17 protein-coding genes and 1 pseudogene are annotated in these 19,219 nt (G+C 57.6%); 4 read left to right on the forward strand and 14 right to left on the reverse strand.

The features are described 5' to 3' along the window. Positions 1-155 precede the first annotated feature (155 nt). The 5 genes from CKO36_RS09135 to CKO36_RS09155 are packed head-to-tail and all read right to left on the reverse strand — an operon-like array spanning position 156 to position 8,071. The gene (locus CKO36_RS09135) at positions 156-2,222 is read right to left on the reverse strand and encodes an HD domain-containing phosphohydrolase (RefSeq protein WP_200283714.1); all 2,067 of its coding nucleotides are present in this window, start codon (positions 2,220-2,222) and stop codon (positions 156-158) included. Between the two features lie 44 nt (positions 2,223-2,266). Further along, on the reverse strand, positions 2,267-2,653 hold the full coding sequence (locus CKO36_RS09140; protein ID WP_200283716.1) for a DUF1987 domain-containing protein: 387 nt from the start codon (positions 2,651-2,653) through the stop codon (positions 2,267-2,269). Positions 2,654-2,670: 17 nt separating this feature from the next. After that, positions 2,671-3,240 (reverse strand): SiaB family protein kinase, encoded by a 570-nt coding sequence (locus CKO36_RS09145; protein ID WP_200283718.1) that lies wholly within the window; start codon positions 3,238-3,240, stop codon positions 2,671-2,673. Positions 3,241-3,251: 11 nt separating this feature from the next. Continuing rightward, positions 3,252-3,656, reverse strand: a complete 405-nt coding sequence (locus CKO36_RS09150) for a bacteriohemerythrin (RefSeq protein WP_200283720.1) — start codon at positions 3,654-3,656, stop codon at positions 3,252-3,254. Further along, positions 3,653-8,071, reverse strand: coding sequence for a PAS domain S-box protein (locus CKO36_RS09155; protein ID WP_242469489.1), 4,419 nt, complete (start codon positions 8,069-8,071; stop codon positions 3,653-3,655). The genes CKO36_RS09150 and CKO36_RS09155 overlap by 4 nt, the downstream gene beginning before the upstream one ends. Between CKO36_RS09155 and CKO36_RS19695 the strand changes: the two genes are divergently transcribed. Next, the gene (locus CKO36_RS19695) at positions 8,024-8,230 is read left to right on the forward strand and encodes a hypothetical protein (protein WP_242469491.1); all 207 of its coding nucleotides are present in this window, start codon (positions 8,024-8,026) and stop codon (positions 8,228-8,230) included. The two genes, CKO36_RS09155 and CKO36_RS19695, sit on opposite strands and share 48 nt — an antisense overlap. 15 nt (positions 8,231-8,245) lie before the next feature. Continuing rightward, positions 8,246-8,395 carry a hypothetical protein gene (locus tag CKO36_RS19700; protein WP_242469492.1) on the forward strand — a complete coding sequence of 50 codons (150 nt, stop codon included), beginning with the start codon at positions 8,246-8,248 and terminating at the stop codon, positions 8,393-8,395. Here the strand turns inward: CKO36_RS19700 and CKO36_RS20420 are convergent. From CKO36_RS20420 to CKO36_RS09195, 9 genes and pseudogenes are all read right to left on the reverse strand, one after another. After that, a pseudogene (locus tag CKO36_RS20420) lies at positions 8,336-9,022 on the reverse strand (cache domain-containing protein); the annotation flags it as partial. The gene CKO36_RS19700 and the pseudogene CKO36_RS20420 sit on opposite strands and share 60 nt — an antisense overlap. A gap of 196 nt (positions 9,023-9,218) precedes the next feature. Next, the gene (locus CKO36_RS09160) at positions 9,219-10,037 is read right to left on the reverse strand and encodes a DUF2092 domain-containing protein (RefSeq protein ID WP_200283724.1); all 819 of its coding nucleotides are present in this window, start codon (positions 10,035-10,037) and stop codon (positions 9,219-9,221) included. A 36-nt stretch (positions 10,038-10,073) separates the two neighbouring features. Further along, positions 10,074-10,391 (reverse strand): hypothetical protein, encoded by a 318-nt coding sequence (locus CKO36_RS09165; protein ID WP_200283726.1) that lies wholly within the window; start codon positions 10,389-10,391, stop codon positions 10,074-10,076. Positions 10,392-10,493: 102 nt separating this feature from the next. Then, complete coding sequence (locus CKO36_RS09170; protein ID WP_200283728.1) at positions 10,494-13,343, reverse strand: sulfatase-like hydrolase/transferase; 2,850 nt, start codon at positions 13,341-13,343, stop codon at positions 10,494-10,496. Between the two features lie 85 nt (positions 13,344-13,428). Further along, positions 13,429-13,692 (reverse strand): hypothetical protein, encoded by a 264-nt coding sequence (locus tag CKO36_RS09175; RefSeq protein ID WP_200283730.1) that lies wholly within the window; start codon positions 13,690-13,692, stop codon positions 13,429-13,431. 70 nt (positions 13,693-13,762) lie between these two features. Next, positions 13,763-13,990 (reverse strand): hypothetical protein, encoded by a 228-nt coding sequence (locus CKO36_RS09180; protein WP_242469487.1) that lies wholly within the window; start codon positions 13,988-13,990, stop codon positions 13,763-13,765. 262 nt (positions 13,991-14,252) lie between these two features. Beyond that, positions 14,253-14,771 carry a hypothetical protein gene (locus tag CKO36_RS09185; protein ID WP_200283732.1) on the reverse strand — a complete coding sequence of 173 codons (519 nt, stop codon included), beginning with the start codon at positions 14,769-14,771 and terminating at the stop codon, positions 14,253-14,255. 45 nt (positions 14,772-14,816) lie between these two features. Next, positions 14,817-15,659 (reverse strand): porin family protein, encoded by an 843-nt coding sequence (locus tag CKO36_RS09190; RefSeq protein WP_200283734.1) that lies wholly within the window; start codon positions 15,657-15,659, stop codon positions 14,817-14,819. Positions 15,660-15,729: 70 nt separating this feature from the next. Then, positions 15,730-16,821 carry an AraC family transcriptional regulator gene (locus tag CKO36_RS09195; protein ID WP_200283736.1) on the reverse strand — a complete coding sequence of 364 codons (1,092 nt, stop codon included), beginning with the start codon at positions 16,819-16,821 and terminating at the stop codon, positions 15,730-15,732. Positions 16,822-16,984: 163 nt separating this feature from the next. Between CKO36_RS09195 and hcp the strand changes: the two genes are divergently transcribed. After that, positions 16,985-18,277, forward strand: a complete 1,293-nt coding sequence (gene hcp / locus CKO36_RS09200) for a hydroxylamine reductase (protein ID WP_200283738.1) — start codon at positions 16,985-16,987, stop codon at positions 18,275-18,277. A 17-nt stretch (positions 18,278-18,294) separates the two neighbouring features. Further along, complete coding sequence (locus tag CKO36_RS09205) at positions 18,295-19,194, forward strand: HPP family protein (RefSeq protein ID WP_200283740.1); 900 nt, start codon at positions 18,295-18,297, stop codon at positions 19,192-19,194. Positions 19,195-19,219: the final 25 nt, after the last annotated feature.

Here is a 19,219-nt window from a genome sequence, read left to right on the forward strand (position 1 = left end):
CAATCGCACATTGTCGCACAGAATCACCGACTTACCAGCAGCCGGCTCCAGTGCCTCAGTGTTGCGCTCGTCGATAGAGGCGATCCACCGCATTTTCAAGGGGAACTGACGACAGATTCAGCTCGACCACCTGGCATTGCCCGGCTTGTTGAGCGTTATTGGGAGAGATAGTGTGAAATATCGACCCCTTCGATCTGTGATGGAAGCAAATAGCGTTCCGCGTAGATTCGATAAACACCACTGCTCAGAAACAGATCGAATAATTCCTGATCGATCTGCTGATCATTGCGCATGACACTCATGATTGTGAGGGCTTCGTTCAGGGTTTTCGCTTTCTTGTAGGGACGGTCGGCGGCAGTTAAGGCCTCGAAGATATCGGCAATGGCGAGAATACGTGCCTGGAGCGACATATCCTCCTGTTTAAGCCTCCTGGGATAGCCGGTGCCGATCATGGTTTCATGATGACCGCCCGCGAACTCGGGAATGCGGGCCATGTGCTTGGGAAAGGGCAGCTCCTCCAGCATCATGATGGTGACAATCGCATGTTCTTTAATTTTGAAGCGCTCTTCTGCGGTTAGGGTGCCGCATGCAATGGACAAATTGTAGATTTCGCCATGGTTGTAGAGGTGTTTGGGAGTCGATATCCGAATCCCGAACTGAGCATATTTCTCGGCCGGAACGGGCCGACGCCGCCGCACGACATGCTCAGGTTTGTCTTCAAGCAAGTGCGCCACTGCTGGCAATTGGGGTTTGGTACGGCGCAAAAACCGTGCTTGCTCTTGGTGGGATAAGCCCAAAGTGTCGTCAAAATGCCGCATCCAGGTGATTTGCGCGAGGGTCTTAAGCCGGTCAATATCTTCCGGTCGCATGCATTCACTGCCAACATTGCACTGGGCAATAAAGGCAAAGTCGTCGTGCAGTTGGGCGATCTGGCGTTCCAGTGCCGCTTGCAGTGCTGGTTCATCGGCGCCCGGCCGGGAGCGCGCTTCGAGAAACGCAATGGTGTAGTCACGCAGCTTGACTTCAAAGCGCATGCGAATTTCATGGATGCGGTTGTAAATCGTCTCCAGTTTAGTGGCCTTGTCAACCACATATTCCGGTGTGGTCACCTTGCCGCAATCATGGAGCCAGGCGGCGATATGAAACGCCCGCCACTCATCGTCTGTCATGGTGAAGTCAGCAAAGGCGCCATAATTGGCCTCGCATGCGGCCCGGGCCAGCTCGGCGCTAATCTCCGGCACCCGTTCGCAGTGACCACCGGTGTAGGAGGATTTCTCATCAATGGCGCCTGCCACCAGCTTGATCATGGAATCCAGCAGGCGATCCTGGGCCTTGAGCAAATTCTTGTTATCCATCGTTACGGCCGCCTGGGAGGCGAGGGCCTCGACGAATTCGGTGATTTCATCGGAAAAGGGAATGGTGTGGCCGGTGGTGCGGTTTCTTGCATTAATCAGCAACAGGACGCCAATCACCTCGCCTTTGCGCGGTCGCAAGGGCACCGCCAGGCACGACTGAGGAATAAACTCCAATGTCCGGCCCAATTGAGTTAGCCAGGAAAAATCGAAATCCTTCGATTGCTCCATATTGGCCACATTCACTGTGCGCTCGGTCAGCGCGGTGTGACTGAGGAGATTGTAGTAGTCAGGCCGGCCGGCTTGGTCGTCACGCAATTTGATCGGTGCGTAGAAGGGAATGTCTTTGCCGGTCATGCCCCCGACATGCAGATCGATGGAGTCGATTCCCATGAGTTGGATGCGCAATTCGGCCTCATCGTCAAGCACGAACAGCAGACCGCCATCGGCAAAGGCGAGATCCTTGGCACCACGCAGCATCATTTCAATAAAACGGATATGACTGCGCTCGGCTGAGAGGGCAATGCCTAGCTCGACAAGCTTCTCCAGCTTGCCCTGGGCGGCGACCAACGCCTTGGTGCGCTCGCGCACCTTGTCTTCCAGATTCTCGGCATGCAGTGCCAACTGTTGATGCGCTTTGGTAAGCTCTTCCTGCTGGCTCTGGATGCGAAGATTCGCTTCTTTCAGGCGTTCTTCACTGCGGTCACTCATGCGCACCAGCCGACGCGAGCTTTTGAACAGTTTTTTGTAGGACGCAACGAGCTGCTCAAACTCGGTCCGGAAGTCGCATTCAGGGTTGTGTTGCTTAAGCAGAACCTCGGCGCGAGTCAGCGCCTCCTCTTCGTTCTTAAAAGCGGAAAAGTCGCTCATGATGACAGGGCTTCTCGGTTCGGAGAACAACAACAGGCCAGGCGCTATGCTTCCTTGGGCACCAGACTGAAATCGACGTGTTCCAAATCCTCGCCATACTCTTCGCCAAGCACTTCCATGTTGTCGTCGTCCGCTTCATAGATCCAATGCACCTTCACGGCGTTATTGCGGGCGGCAGTGGCGTCTAATAATTCAAACAGCATCATTAGTACCTTGGCCGTCGAGCTGTTGAAATAAATAAGTTCAAATTCAAAGGTGATGGTGGCCTCATCCAAGGTTTGGAAATAGTCTTCCAATTGATTCATGAGCGGACCGAAAAAGGCGTTGGTATCTTCGGGATACGCCTCGCCGCGCAAGGAAAAATAATGGCCATTGAAATCAAAATACACTTCTGGAGTGCGTTCGGTGGCTTCGATGCGAACATGATCCATTGTTGCTGTCCTTGACATTAAGCATAGGCGGTGATGGAGAAAAAGGTTCGGTCTGTGCTGATGTCGATGAAATCGTATTCAAATCCGCGCTTGGATTTGCGTGCGATATCAATGAAGCCGACCCCCGCCCCCTTGCTGCCCTCCGGGCTTTTCCCTTTGAGCGTTTGTTTGTAGAGCGTTTTTAATTCTTGGGCATCTAGCGCCTGGATGTGATCGAGGTTGGTTTTGAGCCGTTGCGCATCAGTGGGGCTGACCATATTGCCGCAAGCGACGAAAAAACTCTCCTGGTCGTTGGCGAGCTGCTTACGGCCGACGGATAAAATGCCAAAACGAAGCTCAAGCATGCTGTTGGCGGAAACCTTCGATTCCATCTGGCCGGAGTAACGAATGACGTTTTGCATTTCCTCAACAAAAATCGAAAAAATCCCGCGAATCACAGATTTGTCGGCATTTTCAAGCATCAATTTTTCCTTGATTGCCTTGCCAATACTGAGCAGAACATCTTCTGTCATATAGCCGCTATAGCAGAATAAGATGCCTTCCTCCTGGAGCACTTTACTTAAGCTGTAGATTTTGTCTGTTCTCATTGAGCGCACTCCTATTCTGCATTTTTCGCCAGGTATTGGCCGGTTGTTTTGTCGGTGCCAAGAATGTGGTTGATGAGCCAGTCCTTCAGAAAGGGGAGCATGGTGTCGGCCACTGTTGCATCGCCATCCAGATAACGTTGTTGCGCAGCCTTTACCTGTTCAGTAAGAGTGTCGTGTGCTTGTTTGTGTTGCATGAAAGACGGATCACCAGAGGCCTGCATTAAGCGCTCTTCGTGGCGAAAATGCCAGACGGTATATTCGAGTAGTTCCTGCAAAATTGTCTCGATCACGTCTTGTTGGTGTTTGGCGGCGATGGCGTCGTTCAATTGATTGACAATCTCCACCAAACGCTGGTGATCGTCGTCGATTTCTTCCACACCCACGCTGAGAGCGTCATTCCAATCAATTAAACTCATGTCGTTTTCCCCCTCGGGTTGTCGAGTATTGTTGTTTTACCATCAACAATAAAGCCAATCACGGAGACATCGTCACGACGCTTTTCCTCGCCTTGATAGACGGTGAGCGCCTCATGAATCCGCTCTTGTTGCTCCGCCATTGGCAGCGATTGAATGTCTTGTAACAACGCTATGAAACGCCGTTTGCCAAAGCCGCGTCGCTTGGGACCGCCGATTTGGTCAATCAAGCCGTCGCTGGTCATGTAGAACGCGCGCCCCGCCGAAATCTCCACGTCATGGTTGGTCAAATGGCCCTGACGCGGCAAGCCACGATAGCCGATGCCTCGCTTGTCGCCCTTGATTTCGCTGACCACACCGGCATCGACATGGAACAGGGAGAAACGTGCACCGGCAAAAACCAGCCGGGGCTGTTTGGGGTGGATATAGCACAAACCCAGCTCCAGGCCATCGTCCGACTCGCCTGCGTCGCTATCCTGGTTCAGGGCGTCCTGAATCAGGGTGTGGGTGCGTTGCAGCAAGGCGCCCGCATCGCCAGGGCGGGTCTCCAGGGTAGCCATCTCCAGGGCGCCATTGGCGATCAGGGTCATGAACGCGCCTGGCACGCCATGTCCAGTGCAATCTCCCAAGGCAATGAGCTTGCTCATACCCCAGGGCTTGCACCAATACATATCGCCGCCGACCCGGTCGCGCGGCTCCCAGAGGACGAAATGGTCGTTGGTGAGCGAACTCAGGCAGTCATCCAGCGGCAGAATGGAGTGTTGGATATGGGTCGCGTAATTGATGCTGCCGTTGATCAGATCCAAGGCGTCGTCGCGTTCCCGCTGGGTCTTAAGGCGTTCGGAGATGTCGTTGAAGGAAATCACGGCGCCCACTAATGTTCCGTCCCGACGCACCGGGGTGCTGTGATATTCGACCGGGAAGTGGCTGCCGTCCTGACGCCACAGCACCTCGTTGTCCACATGAAAGGACTCACCTTCGGTGCAGGATTTATACATCCAGCAGCCCTGATTCGGGTAACGGGAGCCGTCGGCATGGGAATGGTGGAAGAGCGCATGCGCCGATTGGCCGAGCAGTTCGGCTTCAGTGTAGCCAAGGTGCGCGGCGCATTGCGGGTTGACAAATACAATCTTGCCGTCAGTGTTGACGCCAAACACCCCCTCACCCACGGATGCGAGCAAACTGCGCACCCGTTGCTCGGATTCGACAATTTTGCTTTCCGCCTCTTTGCGCCGGGTAATATCGCGTATGGCGCCGACAAACAGGTGCAGATCCCCGATCTTGACTTCGCCCAGGGATAACTCCATCGGGAATTCGTGGCCGTCGCGATGCAGGCCCGTCAGCTCGATATGCCCCTGACCGATGGCGCGTTTTGTTTTCGTATTGAGATAGCGGGAAATATAGTCGTCATGGTGCGCACCGGTCCCTGGCGGCATCAACATCTTGATATTGCGTCCCAGGAGTTCCGCCGGCGAGTAACCAAAAATGGATCCAATTTCCAGGTTGACCGATTCGATACAGCCATCTGGAGTGATGGAGACGATGCCGTCGGCGACGTTTTCCATGATGCCATAAATGCGCGCCTGGCTTTCCTGGAGATCCCGGGTGCGGTCGGCCACCCTGGCTTCAAGGTTACGCGTGTAGTCGGCAATGGTCGCAGCCATGTCGTTGAATGAGCGCGCGAGATCGCCAATTTCGTCTTTCTGCGCTACAGGAACCCGAAAAGAATAATCGCCCTGCGCCATGCGCCGCGCTCCTTCGGTGAGTCCTAGCAAAGGTCGCACAATAAGCATATTTTGCCCAAAGACAAAAATTACCGCCGAGATGAGTAGCGCAGCGGCGAAGACCATCGCCAGCGTTAACTTTTCACGCACGCCAATAATGATTCGTGGATCAAAAATCGCCACGGAGTACCATTTCAACGGTGCGATATAGGTCATGGCCACCAGTTTTTCGCGCCCACCGCCAAAAGTAACCCCCTGTTCAGAGCGGGACAGGCCGTTTCTTCGCGCTCGGCGCGATCGAGAATGAGGTTCCCCGCTATGAGCGAAATGAACTAAGAAGGTCGCCGCTTCGCGTGTTTCCGCTTCCCGTGAAGCCTTGGCAAGCTTCGTCATCTGCTGGCGCAGTTGTTGACGATCGGCCTCTGTTGCCAGCAGTGCCCAGATTCCGGCATCCTTGGCAAGCGGCTGATTGAGCACTATGCGGGAGATTTTGTCGGGATCGGCATGGGCCTGGATCGCGCCACCGGCATCGATCATCATCGCGGTGACTTCTTCGCCGCCACGATTGATGAACTCGTCGATGAATTCGGCCAGCTGAATGCCGGTGCCCACCACCCCTAAGGTTTGATCCCCTTGCCGCATGCTGTAGTTCACCCACAGGTTTGTCACCCCAAGCTTGACGTTGTGGTCAACATTCCAGTTGTAGGGGGCGGGGTCGGCCAGGGTAGTGAAAAACCAGCTATCGTCGTCATCACTTTCCGACAGGGCGTCAATTACCTCGAGTTCGACCTGCGTTGTCGTTTTGTCGGCATAAAAGAAATGCCGCGATTCGGTGAGGGCGATGAAATAGGTCTGCGATGCAAAATTGTCGTGGAAATGCTGTAATTCCACGCGAGCGGCAGCGGCGTGTGCCGGATCATCCTCATTGACGGCCCAACGCTGCAACACCAGTGAATTGGCCATTTGTTTGGCCAGGGCGAGTTCTCGCGACACGGTGCTGAGCATCTTCTCATTGAGCCATTGCACATGATTTTCCGCCAGACGTCTTCCAAGTTCGATGGCAATTTGATGGCCGATCACGCTGAAGACAATCAAGGTCGCGCCGCCTACCACAAAGAACGACATTGCGAGAAACAACACACTCTTGCCGCGCAAACTTTGTAAAAACGCCCGACGTTGACTGCGCAGCAGCCAGGCAAAGACCAGGATGGCGCCAATAGCGACCACCACCAGCAATCCCAGGAGAATCGCTTCACCCGTGGTCAGCAGGATCTGCGGGGCTGCGGGCGCTTGGTGGCTAGCGGATGCGCCTGGATCTTCCGTCTTGGCGGCGGTTGAAATCCATTTGGAGAGTTCTTGTTGTTGCTCGCTGGGGCTGATCGCATCCAATCCTTTCTGCAAAATGGTATGCAGCACGGGTTCGTCGCGACGAGAGAACAAGTGCACCGGAAAGGCTGGAAACACGTCCTGACTGATGCCCTTGAGACCCGCCAAAGCGTTCTCACGCAGGCTTTGCTCGACAGCGACCTGGGCTTCGAGCAAGGCATCCGCCTCCCCATTGAGTACGGCATTGATGGAATGCAACAAACTTTGCGTTTCGATGATGGTGGCATGCGGATACTGTGCGCGCAGCTTGGGGATAGTGCCATAGCCCTTGACCACGGCAATTCGCCCGTGGGCCAGATCATCGATGTCACGCACTTTGCTGTCCTGGCGCACATAAATGAACTCGCGCATGCTGAAATAGGGCTTGGTGTACAGACCAAAGGTGGCACGTTCCTCCGTGTAATAAGTGGCCGGGAGCAGATCGATGTCATGATTTTTCAATCCCTGCAACAGCGTATCCCACACACCGCCAACAAATTCGAATTGCAAGCCGGTCTTTTCCGTGATCCGTTCCAAAAAACCGCCCGCTAAACCACCAGCGCGGCCATCCTTGCGCAAGAAAACAATAGGCGCTAACTCTTCAATGCCGACACGCACTTTATGGGATTGAATCCACGCGCGTTCCTCTTCACTGAGTTCCGCAATGATGTTTTTCTGGATCAGCGCGGGGGCAGAAAAATACTGGCGCACAACCGCCCGGCGTTCCTTGTCGGAAATGGAGGCCAGCGCCTTATCCATGATGTCGCGCAGGATGGAACGATCCTGTGGCGTGGCCATATACAGACCTTGCGCCTCTTGGCTGTAGAGGCCAACGACCTCAATCCCATGCAGCACATGCTTATCGATCAGATAGGAAGCGACAAACTGGGTGCCCACATAGGCATCCGCCTGGCCGGTCGAAACTGCCAATAATGCCTCCAGGGTGTTCTTTACAACATGCAATTGCACCCCGGCATGCTCCTTTGGCAACACCTCTTCGATCGCATAGCTTTTTTCCACCGCAACCCGGTGATTGGCCAGATCGTCCGCCGAGCGGATACCGGAATGGGCGGCGGCAAACACAGCGGTATAGAGGGGCAAATAAGGTTTCGTATAAGCCAGCTGCGCGGCTCGATTCTCGGTGTAATAGATATCCGGTGCGAGATCGACCTCGCCAGCGAGCAGTTTTTTAAGCAGTGAATCCCAATCGCCAAAGACGGGCGTCGTTTTCAATCCGACCCGTTCGGCGGCCATTTGCAGGAGATCGGCCGAGATGCCCAAATGCTCGCCATTTTCGTCCCGGTAATCGAACGGTGGCCAATTGGTCAAGGCCAGGGTGCGGATCTGCGGGTGTTCCTGAATCCAGGCGCGCTCCTCGGGCGTGAGTTGGAGACCCGTTTGTTGATTGTTTTCCTTTTGATCAACCGCATCCGGTGCAAACTTGGACACCAGCACCAATCTGGCCTGATCGTCGTTGTTGAGAATTGAGGCCAGCGAAGCGGAATGAACCTCAGTCTCTCGATCATGACTTTTCTGTTTTCGGGTCGCGAAATCATCGCGTTCCGGCAGGTAACGGCTCCAAGCCAAGTCAGGATTTTGGTGCGCCAGAAACTCCTCGTCTTTATCGAGCATGAAGACTTCAAACGCCGTTGAATAGGTCAGCAAACTCAGGAATCGCTCCATGATCAGATTGATCACGATGACGCCGCGAAAACCTCGTTCGGTGATGACGGGGGTTGCAACACGAAACGTCGGGCGAATTGGCGTTTCAATGGCGCCATGTTCCATGTTCAAGTCAATATTGGAGTGCCAGAGTGTGCCTACCGGCAGCGCTTTCACGGCTTGGAAATAGCGTTTGCTGCTTTTGTCCTGCAAGGCTTCAGGCGGCACGACTTGGACTTCCGTGCTCGCCTTGGGCCTGTCGATCCGAACTTGTTCGCGCCCTTGCGCATCAAGAAAGCGTACCTGCATGTAATCCGTATTGGCTGCTGTGATAGCGCGAAAAAATTCAATCAGCCGCGCTCGGTCCGTTTCACTATGACTGTCAGCATACTGGGTCGTGAACTCGCTTTTTGCCAAAGACAGCACTTGGCGATCAACGTTATGAACAAAATCCTCCAGAAGCTTCAGCTTAATGGTGATTTCTTCTTGCGCGCTGGCTGTGTTGGTATGCGTAGCGCCTGAATTTGCAGGAGAACTTGCTAAGAGCGGCGAGAACGAAAAAAAGAACACCAATGCTGTCAGGATGATAACGTAGAGAAATTGCGGGATTCGATTCATATTATTGTGTTAATGCGCAACTCAGTCACCGAATTTCGAAAGACATTGCCTCTTCTTCCGGTGACTGTATGTCCTTGCGCAACCAACAACACTGATGCGGGTCAATGCAGCGGCAGAACTGCTCGCAGCTTTTCATATCTGGAGCAGCCCATGGTGTGGCCTGAGAACCACACCGACTCAAGCAACTCCAGCAATATTAGTGGTCATCAGTATCAGGCGCTGCTGCTGGCGGTAACTCATCCAGCTCGACCAATGCTTCGACCTCAACCTGTTCCGCACCTTCCTGCGGGGTGAACACGAAGGCGTCAGCCGCCGGCTCGACCCCGGTTTTCCAATCGGTGATTTGCAGGCTGTACTGGGGGGCGCTATTGACGGTCTTGCTGGTGATGACCAGCTTGCGCGGTACCGGGTTTTCGCCCACTTCGACCCACAGTTGCCAGTCGGTATCCTGGTTGCGGAAGGCAAGGTGCTCGCATTCCACGCCGCCGATTACGCCACGGCCGATATGCTTAGCCTCCAACACGCCGGCGATCAGGGCCTCATAGACGTTCGACAGGAGCAGATCGGCGCCGGGAAGTGCGAGTCCCTGGCGGACGCGCAGGATATCGATCAGTGCATCGACGGTCTCCGGCCCCTCAAACTGGGTGTAGAGATGGCGTCCTTTGCCGAGGACGCTCACGCTCTCACCGTCGAAGACCAGCTCGACGTCGGCATAACCGCCGGTGCGACTGGCTTTCAGTTTGTCCGGCCGACTCAACAGCAGGGTGCCAGAACTGGCGAATTGGATCTTCTCGATTTCGGGCGTGATGATCTCGATTGCGCTATCGAAGCTCAGTTCGATGGTCTGCTGGCTGCTGACATAGTCGGCCATGGCCTTGAGGATGGCTTTGGCGTCATCCTCTTGGGCAACGGCCGCAGGCGTGGCGACAGCGAGCGCGGTGGTCAAGACCAGGCTCGTGAGTGTAGAGCGACCGACTTTGGTGGCTGTGCGGGTCAGAATGGATGTAATCGGCATGGTGGTGGTTCCTGAATTCGGTTGCGAGGCGTTCGGTTATTCCACTCGGACGACGACGTAGCGTCCACCGGATGCCTGATAGTAGGTGCCACCGCACTGGTGCAAGGCGGTACCTCCAATGACGACGTTGGTGCAGCCGCGCGGCAGCGTGGCGGCATAGACCGAGGTGGCGTAGATGGCACGGCGGGTGGTGCGACGAGCCACGCCAGCGTAACTGATGGGTGTGAGCGGCCGGCCAATCCGAGCTTGTGCCGAGGAGATGACCAGGTTGGTGTCAAGTGCGGTGTCCAGGGTTCCGCCTGCGATCATGGCGACCCCGACAATTAGAGAGGCTTTCATTGTTGTACTGAGCATTGGGCTGTTCTCATTCCGGAAAGGGTTGGAGGGAGTGCGAATGGCACGCTGGCCATTCGCGCTTGGTCAGGAGGGCTGAAACGCCCTCCTGGGTCCAAGGCATTATTGAATGCCCATTTCGGCCTTTTTCATGGCCTCTTCCAGTTTGGCGATGTCCTTCGGTGACAGCTGCGGACGGTTGATTTTGATGGTCAACGTGTCGAGCTCTGCCGTCAGCGGGAAAGGTGGCAGATAGTCGCTGTCGTCGATGCCGGTGAGGGTGTCTGAGCCGATATCGAAGCTCTCGTCCCATTGCAGGATCATCGGCAGCGTTTTCTCCATGCGCTGGGTGTCAACCACCTTGCCATCCACCTTCAAGGTGCCGGTGCCACCTTTGCCGACGCCATCAAAGCTGTTGTACGTCAGGGTGCCGAGGCCCATGCCGTCATAGGCGAAGTCAAACTCAATGCTGTGTTTGCCAGGAGTCAGCGCCTCCGCCCCTTGCCACTTCACCCACTCGAGGTTGAGCAGATTCCAGTTGAATACCGGCTTGCCGTCGAGCAGGTAGAAGCCCCAGCCGGCGAAACGTCCGCCGGAGGTAGCAATCATGCCCTCGGCACCACCTTCAGGCACTGTGATGTCGGCGGTGATGGTGTAGGAGGTATTGAGCAGGAAGGGGGCATCGCCCTGCGGAATGCCGGTCATCGGCCGGGTGTAGGTCAGTTCCGTGAGACCTGCGGTCAGACTCGGGCGCGGTGCCGCGACGCGGGCGGCCACCGAGGCATCCAGCGGGAACACCTGGTACTTCTCGGCTTCGGCGATGAACAGCTCACGCAGCTCCTTGACCTTGTCCGGATGCTTGTCGGCGATGTTTTCGGACTGGTTGAAGTTCTCGCTCAGATGGTAGAGCTGAAGGACCTGGTTGTTGAGCGGATCTGGGTTGGCGGGGCCGAAGGCATCCCAGGGCGCGCGGTCAACCTTGGTGCTGAGCAACCAGCCATCGTGATAGAGCGCCCATTGCCCCATCATCTCGAAGTACTGGGTCTTGTGGCGCGATGGGGCCTCGGCGTTCTCGGCGTCGAAGGTGTAGGCGAAGCTGGTACCCTCAATGGGCTTTTGCTTGATGCCGTCGACAACCTCCGGCGCGGGAATGCCGGTCACTTCCAAGAGCGTCGGCACCACGTCGATCACGTGCATGAACTGCTGGCGCAGTGCGCCCTTGTCCTTAATTCCTTTGGGCCAGGAAACAACCATGGTCTGGTTCACACCGCCGAGCCGCGAAGCGTTCTGCTTGAACCAGTCGAAGGGTGTGTCAAAGGCCCAGGACCAGCCGGCCGACATGTGGTTGTAGGCAAACTCGGTGCCCCAGGCGTCGTAGTACTTCATCTGCACGTCCACCGGCGGGCGCACGCCGTTGAAGAAGGCAACCTCGCTGAAGGTGCCGTCCGGACCGCCCTCGGCACTGGTGCCGTTGTCGCCGTTGATGTAGATGACCAGGGTGTTATCGAGCTTGCCCAAGTCCTCGAAGGCCTGGATCACGCGGCCGATCTCGTGGTCGTTGTAGGCGACATAGGCGGCGAACACCTCGACCTGACGGATGAACAGCTTTTTCTCCTCGTCGGTCAGCTCATCCCAGGGCTTGAGGATGTCCTTTGGCCAGGGCGTGAGCTCCTCGTCTTCGGGAATCACACCAAGCTGTTTCTGGTTTTCGAAGATACGCTCGCGCAGCTTCTCGTAGCCATCGTCGAACAGGTGCATGGCGTGAATCTTGTCGACCCACTCCTTGGTTGGATGATGCGGCGCGTGCTGGGAGCCCGGAGCGTACTTGATGAAGATCGGCTGATCCGGGTTGGTCTGGTGGATGCGGGTCATCCAGTCGATGGCGTCATCCGCCATGGCAGTGATCAGGTTCCAGGACGCCTCCTCGCCCGTCACCGGCCAGATCTCGGCCTTGGGGTCGGAGCGATCCATCTTCAGGTCGCCTTCGTGACCAACCCAGGGGTAGATCTGGGTGGTGTTGCGGAACAGGTTCGGCTGCCACTGGTTGGCATCACCACCGACGAAGCCATAGAAGTAGTCGAAGCCCATGCCGGTGGGCCATTGGGTGAAGGGACCGGCCTGGCTGGCCTGGTAGGTGGGCGTGTTGTGGTCCTTGCCGAACCAGCTAGTGGCATAGCCATTGTCGCGCAGGATGCGGCCAATGGTGGCGTTATCAACGCCAATCACGCTGTCGTAGCCGGGGTAGCCGGTGGCCTGCTCGGCGATGACACCAAAACCCACCGAGTGATGATTGCGCCCGGTGATGAGCGCGGAACGGGTCGGCGAGCACAAGGAAGTGGACATCATGCGGTTGTAGCGCAGGCCCTCGTTGGCAATCCGATCCATGCTCGGAGTCGGGATGACACCGCCGAAGGTGCTGGGCACCGCGAAGCCGGAATCATCGGTGAGAACCAGCAGGATGTTCGGCGCATCCTTGGGCGGCACCACGGTCGGCGACCACCAGGGTGTCGATTTCAAGGCATCGTGCTTGATCTCGCCCTGGAAGGGCGCCGGGGGTGGCGGCAGCTGGTCGCCGGCGATGCTGGCCTTGGCCGCTGGTGAGCCGGCCTCGCCTGAGATGATGTGATACTCGGAGGAACCAGCGTCTGTGTTGCCAGTTCCCGCAGTGCCGGTCTCGGCGCTGCCGGTAGCGATCCGCAGCGTCTGGCCGACCTGGATGGTGTCTGAATCGAGCTGGTTGCGGTCTTGCAAGGTCGCGACGGACAGGCCGAAGCGTTTGGCAATGTCGCCGAGGTCATCACCTTTGGCGACGGTGTAGGTGGATGTTGTCGCGTCGTAGTTGCCCTTGGCGTGAGTTCGAGCTCCAGTGTCCTCGGCCAGAGCACAGGCCATAAACATGAAGGAAACCAATACCAGCACAACGCTAAGCAGGACCCTTTGCGGCGGAGAATTCGCCTCGGTGTTCTGTTGCATGATTGTTCGCTCTCTGTGTGTTTGAAGGGTCCGGAAGACAGACGAGCTAAGCGCTGACGGCCATCCGAACCCGGGATGCTGCGGCCTAATGCTTCGTATCCATGAAGTCGTGCGCGCCTTGCTTGGCCTGCTCCTTGGCTTCTTCATGTTCCAAGGCTTCCTCGACTTCATCGACGATGACGGCTTCCTCGTCAAGGACTTCCGCCGCCAGGGCGTCGGCTTCGGCCGCCTCATCGGCTTTGATGGCTGCGTCTTCCAGCGCGGTCTCGGACTCCGCTAAAGCCAAGGCGCTGGAAAGTCCAAGGGCTGCGGTCAGGGCGGTTGTGGTTAATAGGTGACGAATCGACATGGTGACATCTCTCTTTGGTGAGGTGACGGATGTGGCGCACTTGCAGGTGCGCCGGTTGATGGCTTGGGCGTTATTCCTGGTTAGGGATGTAGGCGTAGGCCTTGGGTACACCCGCGCCTTCAATCGTGAAGGCCTGGCTGCTCCAGAAGCTGCCAAGCTTGGCTGTTTGACCGGCCGGATATTCACCAATGCGGCCACTGCTGTTGCTGGTGACCTCGAAGGTGCCGCTTCCCGGTGGCATTTGCAGGAAGACGGTACAAGGACTGGATTCGCAGTTCCCCGAGTCGCCTGGCGACAAGGTGATTTGGTCGAAACCGGAAATGGAGTTATCCCCGCTGCTTCCACCGGTGGATACACAAGCGGCCAGGAGCGGTAACAAGCCAGCTAAGGCTAGAGGCCAGGCAAGTTGAGATCGGACGTTGCGGCTGGATGCGCGGTAACAGTGGCTCATCGGTTGGGTCTCCTTATATAAGAGAATAGGGAAAGTGGACAGAGGCAAGCGAGGGGGCAGCCCGCCATATCAACGCAAAAACCGGCGGGGTGGAGGCAGCGGATACGGCCTAGTAGAGCATGCGTCGGCGCCACATCCGGCGGTTTGCGCCAGCGAAGGAAATCGGGGTGAGTGGCCGCCCGATGATGTCGATGAACAGTGACACCGCGCCACCGGTTGCCGGCAGTTGACCCTCCAGCACCTTGACGCGGTAGTTCAGATCAGGCCCTTCAAGACGCGGCTCGTGCAAGGTCAGGACGATATTGGCATCCTGCTTGCCCTCAAGAATGGCAAGATCCGCGTTGGGCGGATCTTGCTCAAAACTGTTGTCACCTTCGCTCCAAAAAGGAACGAACGCCTCTGTGGCCATGTGACCGGCAAGCCGCTCTGGCCGATCAGAAAACAGCACGGTTATCGGGCTAACGTCAACCAGGGTTAGCTGATCCCTGGCGTAGCGCATGCGTTGCGCACTTTGAACAAACAGAAATTGGGGTTGAGCCTCAGCCTCTTTGGCAACAGCCTGGTTTGCCGTTGACAGGGCAACGGGGGCAGCGGCAAGACTCATCAGCACCGTTCTTCGAGTGGTCATGGGATTCTCCTGCGGTGGGTTCGCTGGCGGGTTCGCGAGCGGGATTTACCAACTGAAGCTGACGCCAAGCCCGGGGCCATGCAACGTCATGTCAGCCTCATGCGAGTCAAAGTCGTAGGACAACGCCCGATAGGCGAGGGTCACATCGCCCCAGTCGAGCTGATAGCCGATTCCCAGCAGGGCTTGCCAGGTTAATTTGGAATCTCCCGTGCCAATGTCGGCGTAGAAGGGCACAAACCACTGGGTACCGGGAAACAGCATCTGGCCGCGCACACCGACAATGCCATCCCAGCCATCCTGATCCAGTGACACCTTGTTCTCGCGGGATAACCGATCGGCGGATCCTTGCACCTTGAGCTTGAGATCACTGTCCAGCGTCAGGTAGCGCGCACCGGCCATCAGATCGAGGGCCAAGTTGCTGCGATCAATGACCTGGTAACCGCCGGCCAAGGTCCAGACAGTGGCACTGAGATCTGTCTTCGCCTTGCGCTCAACCTGAGAAGCATGAAAACCATCCGGGCCCGTCACATTGCGCACCTTGGTCTCAGTGTTCCCGAAGCTGGTGTAAAGCACATCGGTGTAGATCGACCAGCGGCCCTTGCGTGCCTCCCCCATCGCCATGAAGGCCATGTTGAGATTGCTCAGGTAGTCACTTGGCTGTGTTGATGCGTTCAGGCTGACTGGACCCACCGTTGTGCCATCAGGCAGTTGCAGACCCGAGCGATTGATATCTGAGCTACCCTCCAGAGCGGGAAGCCACAGGTAGGGTGTGAGGCGAAATTCCCAGCCGCTGTCACCGCCGGTGGCGACTCCGACCGTAGACATCACCAGCAGGCACGCAGCCACGAAAAAGAAGGGGAAATGGCCCCGGGTGGGGGATGGGAACATGGGGATTCTCCAACGCATAGACAGGCTCGATTAAACGACCCTTTGTAGCCTATGGAAGCCTGGGTGAACATCATAATTTGCGACAACTTGCGCTTGACTGCGCGTCGCGCCACCTCCCGGGGGGTGTTCCTGACCACTGACGAAAAGCGTGCGAGAAGGGACCACTGCCGGCATAGCCAAGCGCGTAGGCAATCTCGCTGACCGTCAGCCGCGTATCGCGTAACAACTGCCGCGCCAGATCATAGCGTGCTTGGGCAAAAAGCATCGCAAAGGTCACCTTTTCTTCGCGCAGCCGGCGGTTGAGCGTTCTTGGATGCATAGCGAACAGCGCAGCGACTTCCGCCCGATCCGGTCCCTTGTGGCCAAGGTAGAATCCGGAAACCAATAGGCGTAATAGCACACGACGCACTTCGTCGGCGAAACCGATGTCACCGGTGCGGCCGAGGAACTCGAGATCCGACTTGGCTTTGGCATATCGGTGCTCGTCGGCATCGATACACAAACGCTTGAGATCGTCAGCCGGAAAAACCACTGCCGCCTGCTGTTCAGCAAACCGCAGCGGCGCACGAAAGTGCTCGCGAAAGGGGGTGATGTCCGCTGGGGGCGCGCGAAAAAACCGCACTTCGCTCGCACGCCAGTCCGGGCCGACAAGCTCACGGATCATATTCCAGGCGATGGCCAGCGCACCATCGTAGACATGCTCTGTACCCGTAACATCTGCACATACTAAAGTGTAACCAAAGAGTGCCTGATGACTGTCCTGGCAAAGATAAGGAATGGCGCCCCGGTCATGCAGATGCAGGTGCAAAATCAGGGTTCGCAAGGCCGTTTCGACACTGGGCGCATGGCGCATGGCACGACCAACGGGGCCGGCAACATTGAGCCCGGCATCCCGGCACAGCGTAAGCCCCGGATAAGCACAGGATGTATTGGCAGCGACATGCGCCAGCAAGCGACCGATGGAGCTGAATGCGATGGTGTTGTCCGGATCGCTGAACAACTCCGGAGTGCAGCCGCAGGCGTGAATAACCGCGTTCAGGTTCAGCCCTTCCCGGGCCATGAGTTGTGGCAACCCCAGTAGCGGGGCCATCCGCACCATGCCATCGGTCGCCAAACCCAAGGCGGCCAGCCGACAGGTTGGAGAAATTTCACGGCTCGTCATCACAGGTACTCCAAATACAATGTGCAGATGAAACCAAGAGTTTCTCAACACCGCAAGCGGTGGGGAACGGCCGACGTCGCCTGGGCCGCTTGACTCAAGTCAAGGCTACAGCCAAGCCAGTATCGCAGACTGCGGCCCTCACCCCACCACCGGAGTCTGTCCCATGTTTTGCAACCAATGTGAGCAAACCCATCGTCAATCTGCCTGTGTCAACAGCCCCGGCGTCTGCGGCAAGAGCGAGGATGTCCAGTCCCTGCAGGAACTGCTGATCTATGGGCTCAAGGGCATGGCCGCCTATGCCCATCACGCCCGGCGCCTGGGCCAGTCGGATGAAGCGGTCTCGGTCTTCATCGAAGAGGCGCTGTTCGCCACCATGACCAATGTCAACTTCGACGAAGACACCCTGCTCAACTACTGTCTGGAATGCGGCGAGAAAAATCTGCGCGTCATGCAGCTGCTCGATGAAGGCCATGTCGCCACCTTTGGCGCACCACGCCCGACCCCACTGCGCGAAGGCACCCAGGCCGGCCCCGGCATTCTGGTCACCGGCCATGATCTGCTCGATCTGTGGCAACTGCTCGAACAGGTGCACGGTACTGACATCCAAGTCTATACCCATGGTGAGATGATGCCGGCGCACATGTACAGCAACTTCCAGGAGCACCCCAATCTCGCCGGCCACTATGGCGGTGCCTGGCAGGAGCAGAAGAAAGAGTTTGCCGCCTTCCCCGGCCCCATCGTCGGGACCACCAACTGCGTGCTGATTCCGCCCGATAGCTATCGCGACCGTCTGTTCACTACCAATGCGGTGGCGGTGCCCGCTGGACAGCACATCACCGATGGCGATTTCAGCGCCGTGATCGACGCCGCGCGCAGCTGTCCACCGTGTGAGGAGCGCTTGGGTGCCGAGCAGCCGGTGGGTTTCCATCGTCAGGTGATTCTTGATCAGGCCGGCGCCATTCTGGACGCCATCAAGGCCGGCAAGATCAGCCAGTTCTTCGTCATCGGCGGCTGCGATGGCGCCGAGAAGGGACGCAACTATTTCACTAACTATGCCGCCGCCACCCCAGAGGATTCCTTTATCCTCACCCTGGGCTGTGGCAAATTCCGCATTCGCGATCATGTCTATGGCGAGCATCTCGGCCTGCCGCGTCTGCTCGACATGGGCCAGTGCAACGATGCCTATGGCGCCATCATGGTCGCGGTGGCGCTGGCCGAGGCGCTGGAGTGCAGTGTCAATGATCTGCCTCTGACGCTGGTGATCAGTTGGTTCGAGCAAAAAGCCGTGGCGGTGCTGCTGACGCTGTTGCATTTGGGGGTGAAGGGGATCAACCTCGGCCCGCAGCCGCCGGCCTTTATCACCCCAGGCGTCTTCGCCCGCCTGCAAGCGGCCTATGATCTGCGCCTGACTCAGGGCGATCCATGCGCCGACCTGCAACAGGCTTTGGCGGCCTGAACGCCCAGCGATCTCTCATGAACAGTCTCAGTCTGCGCGAACAATTGCTCTCAGCCCTGGGCGGGGCGGCGGGGATTCTGGCCACAGCGGCACTGGCGCTGTGGCTGTTCCCGGCGCTCGACCCGGCGCTGCCCTGGCTGATCGCCTCCATGGGCTCATCGGCGGTGCTGCTGTTTGCGGTGCCGCACGGGCCGCTGTCTCAACCCTGGCCGCTGATTGGCGGCCACCTGGTCTCGGCACTGATCGGCGTGGCCTGCGCCCGCTGGCTGGGCACCGATCTGTGGAGCGCCGCCGCAGCCGCCGGGCTGTCGATTGGCGCCATGCATGTGCTGCGCTGCCTGCACCCGCCAGGTGGCGCCACCGCGCTGACCGCAGTCATCGGCGGGCCATCAGTCACGACGCTGGGCTTCAGCTTTGTGCTGCTGCCGGTGTTGGTCAATGCCCTCACCCTGCTGGTGCTGGCAGTGCTGTGGAATGCCCCCTGGTCGTGGCGCCGCTATCCAGCGCGCTGGGCGCGGCGCACGCCACCGCCCGATCCCGACAGCCATCCGGCGCCGCTGGAGTCGCGCCATCTGGCTGCTGCCTTGCGCAGCATGGATTCCTTCATTGATGTCACCGAAGCCGATCTTCAGCGCATCTATGCCCTGGCCACTGAAGAAGCCCAACACGCCCGCAGCGCCGCCCCGCCGATTGTGGTGGGACAGGCCTACAGCAATGCCAGCTTCGGATCGGATTGGGAAGTGCGTCAGGTGCTGAGTCTGGATGAGACGGGCGATCCGCCCATGACGCAGGTGCGCTTCCGCCGCCTCGCCGGTGCCGGGCGCCGCTGCGAAGGCGAGTGCGATCTGGAGGCCTTTCGGCATTGGGCGGTACAGGCGGTTGAACGTGACGAGAATTCCTGGCGGCCGGTGACGTAAGACACATAGTGAAAGACCCCCTAAA

It is taken from the genome of Rhabdochromatium marinum (assembly GCF_016583795.1).
GTDB classification, from domain to species: domain Bacteria; phylum Pseudomonadota; class Gammaproteobacteria; order Chromatiales; family Chromatiaceae; genus Rhabdochromatium; species Rhabdochromatium marinum.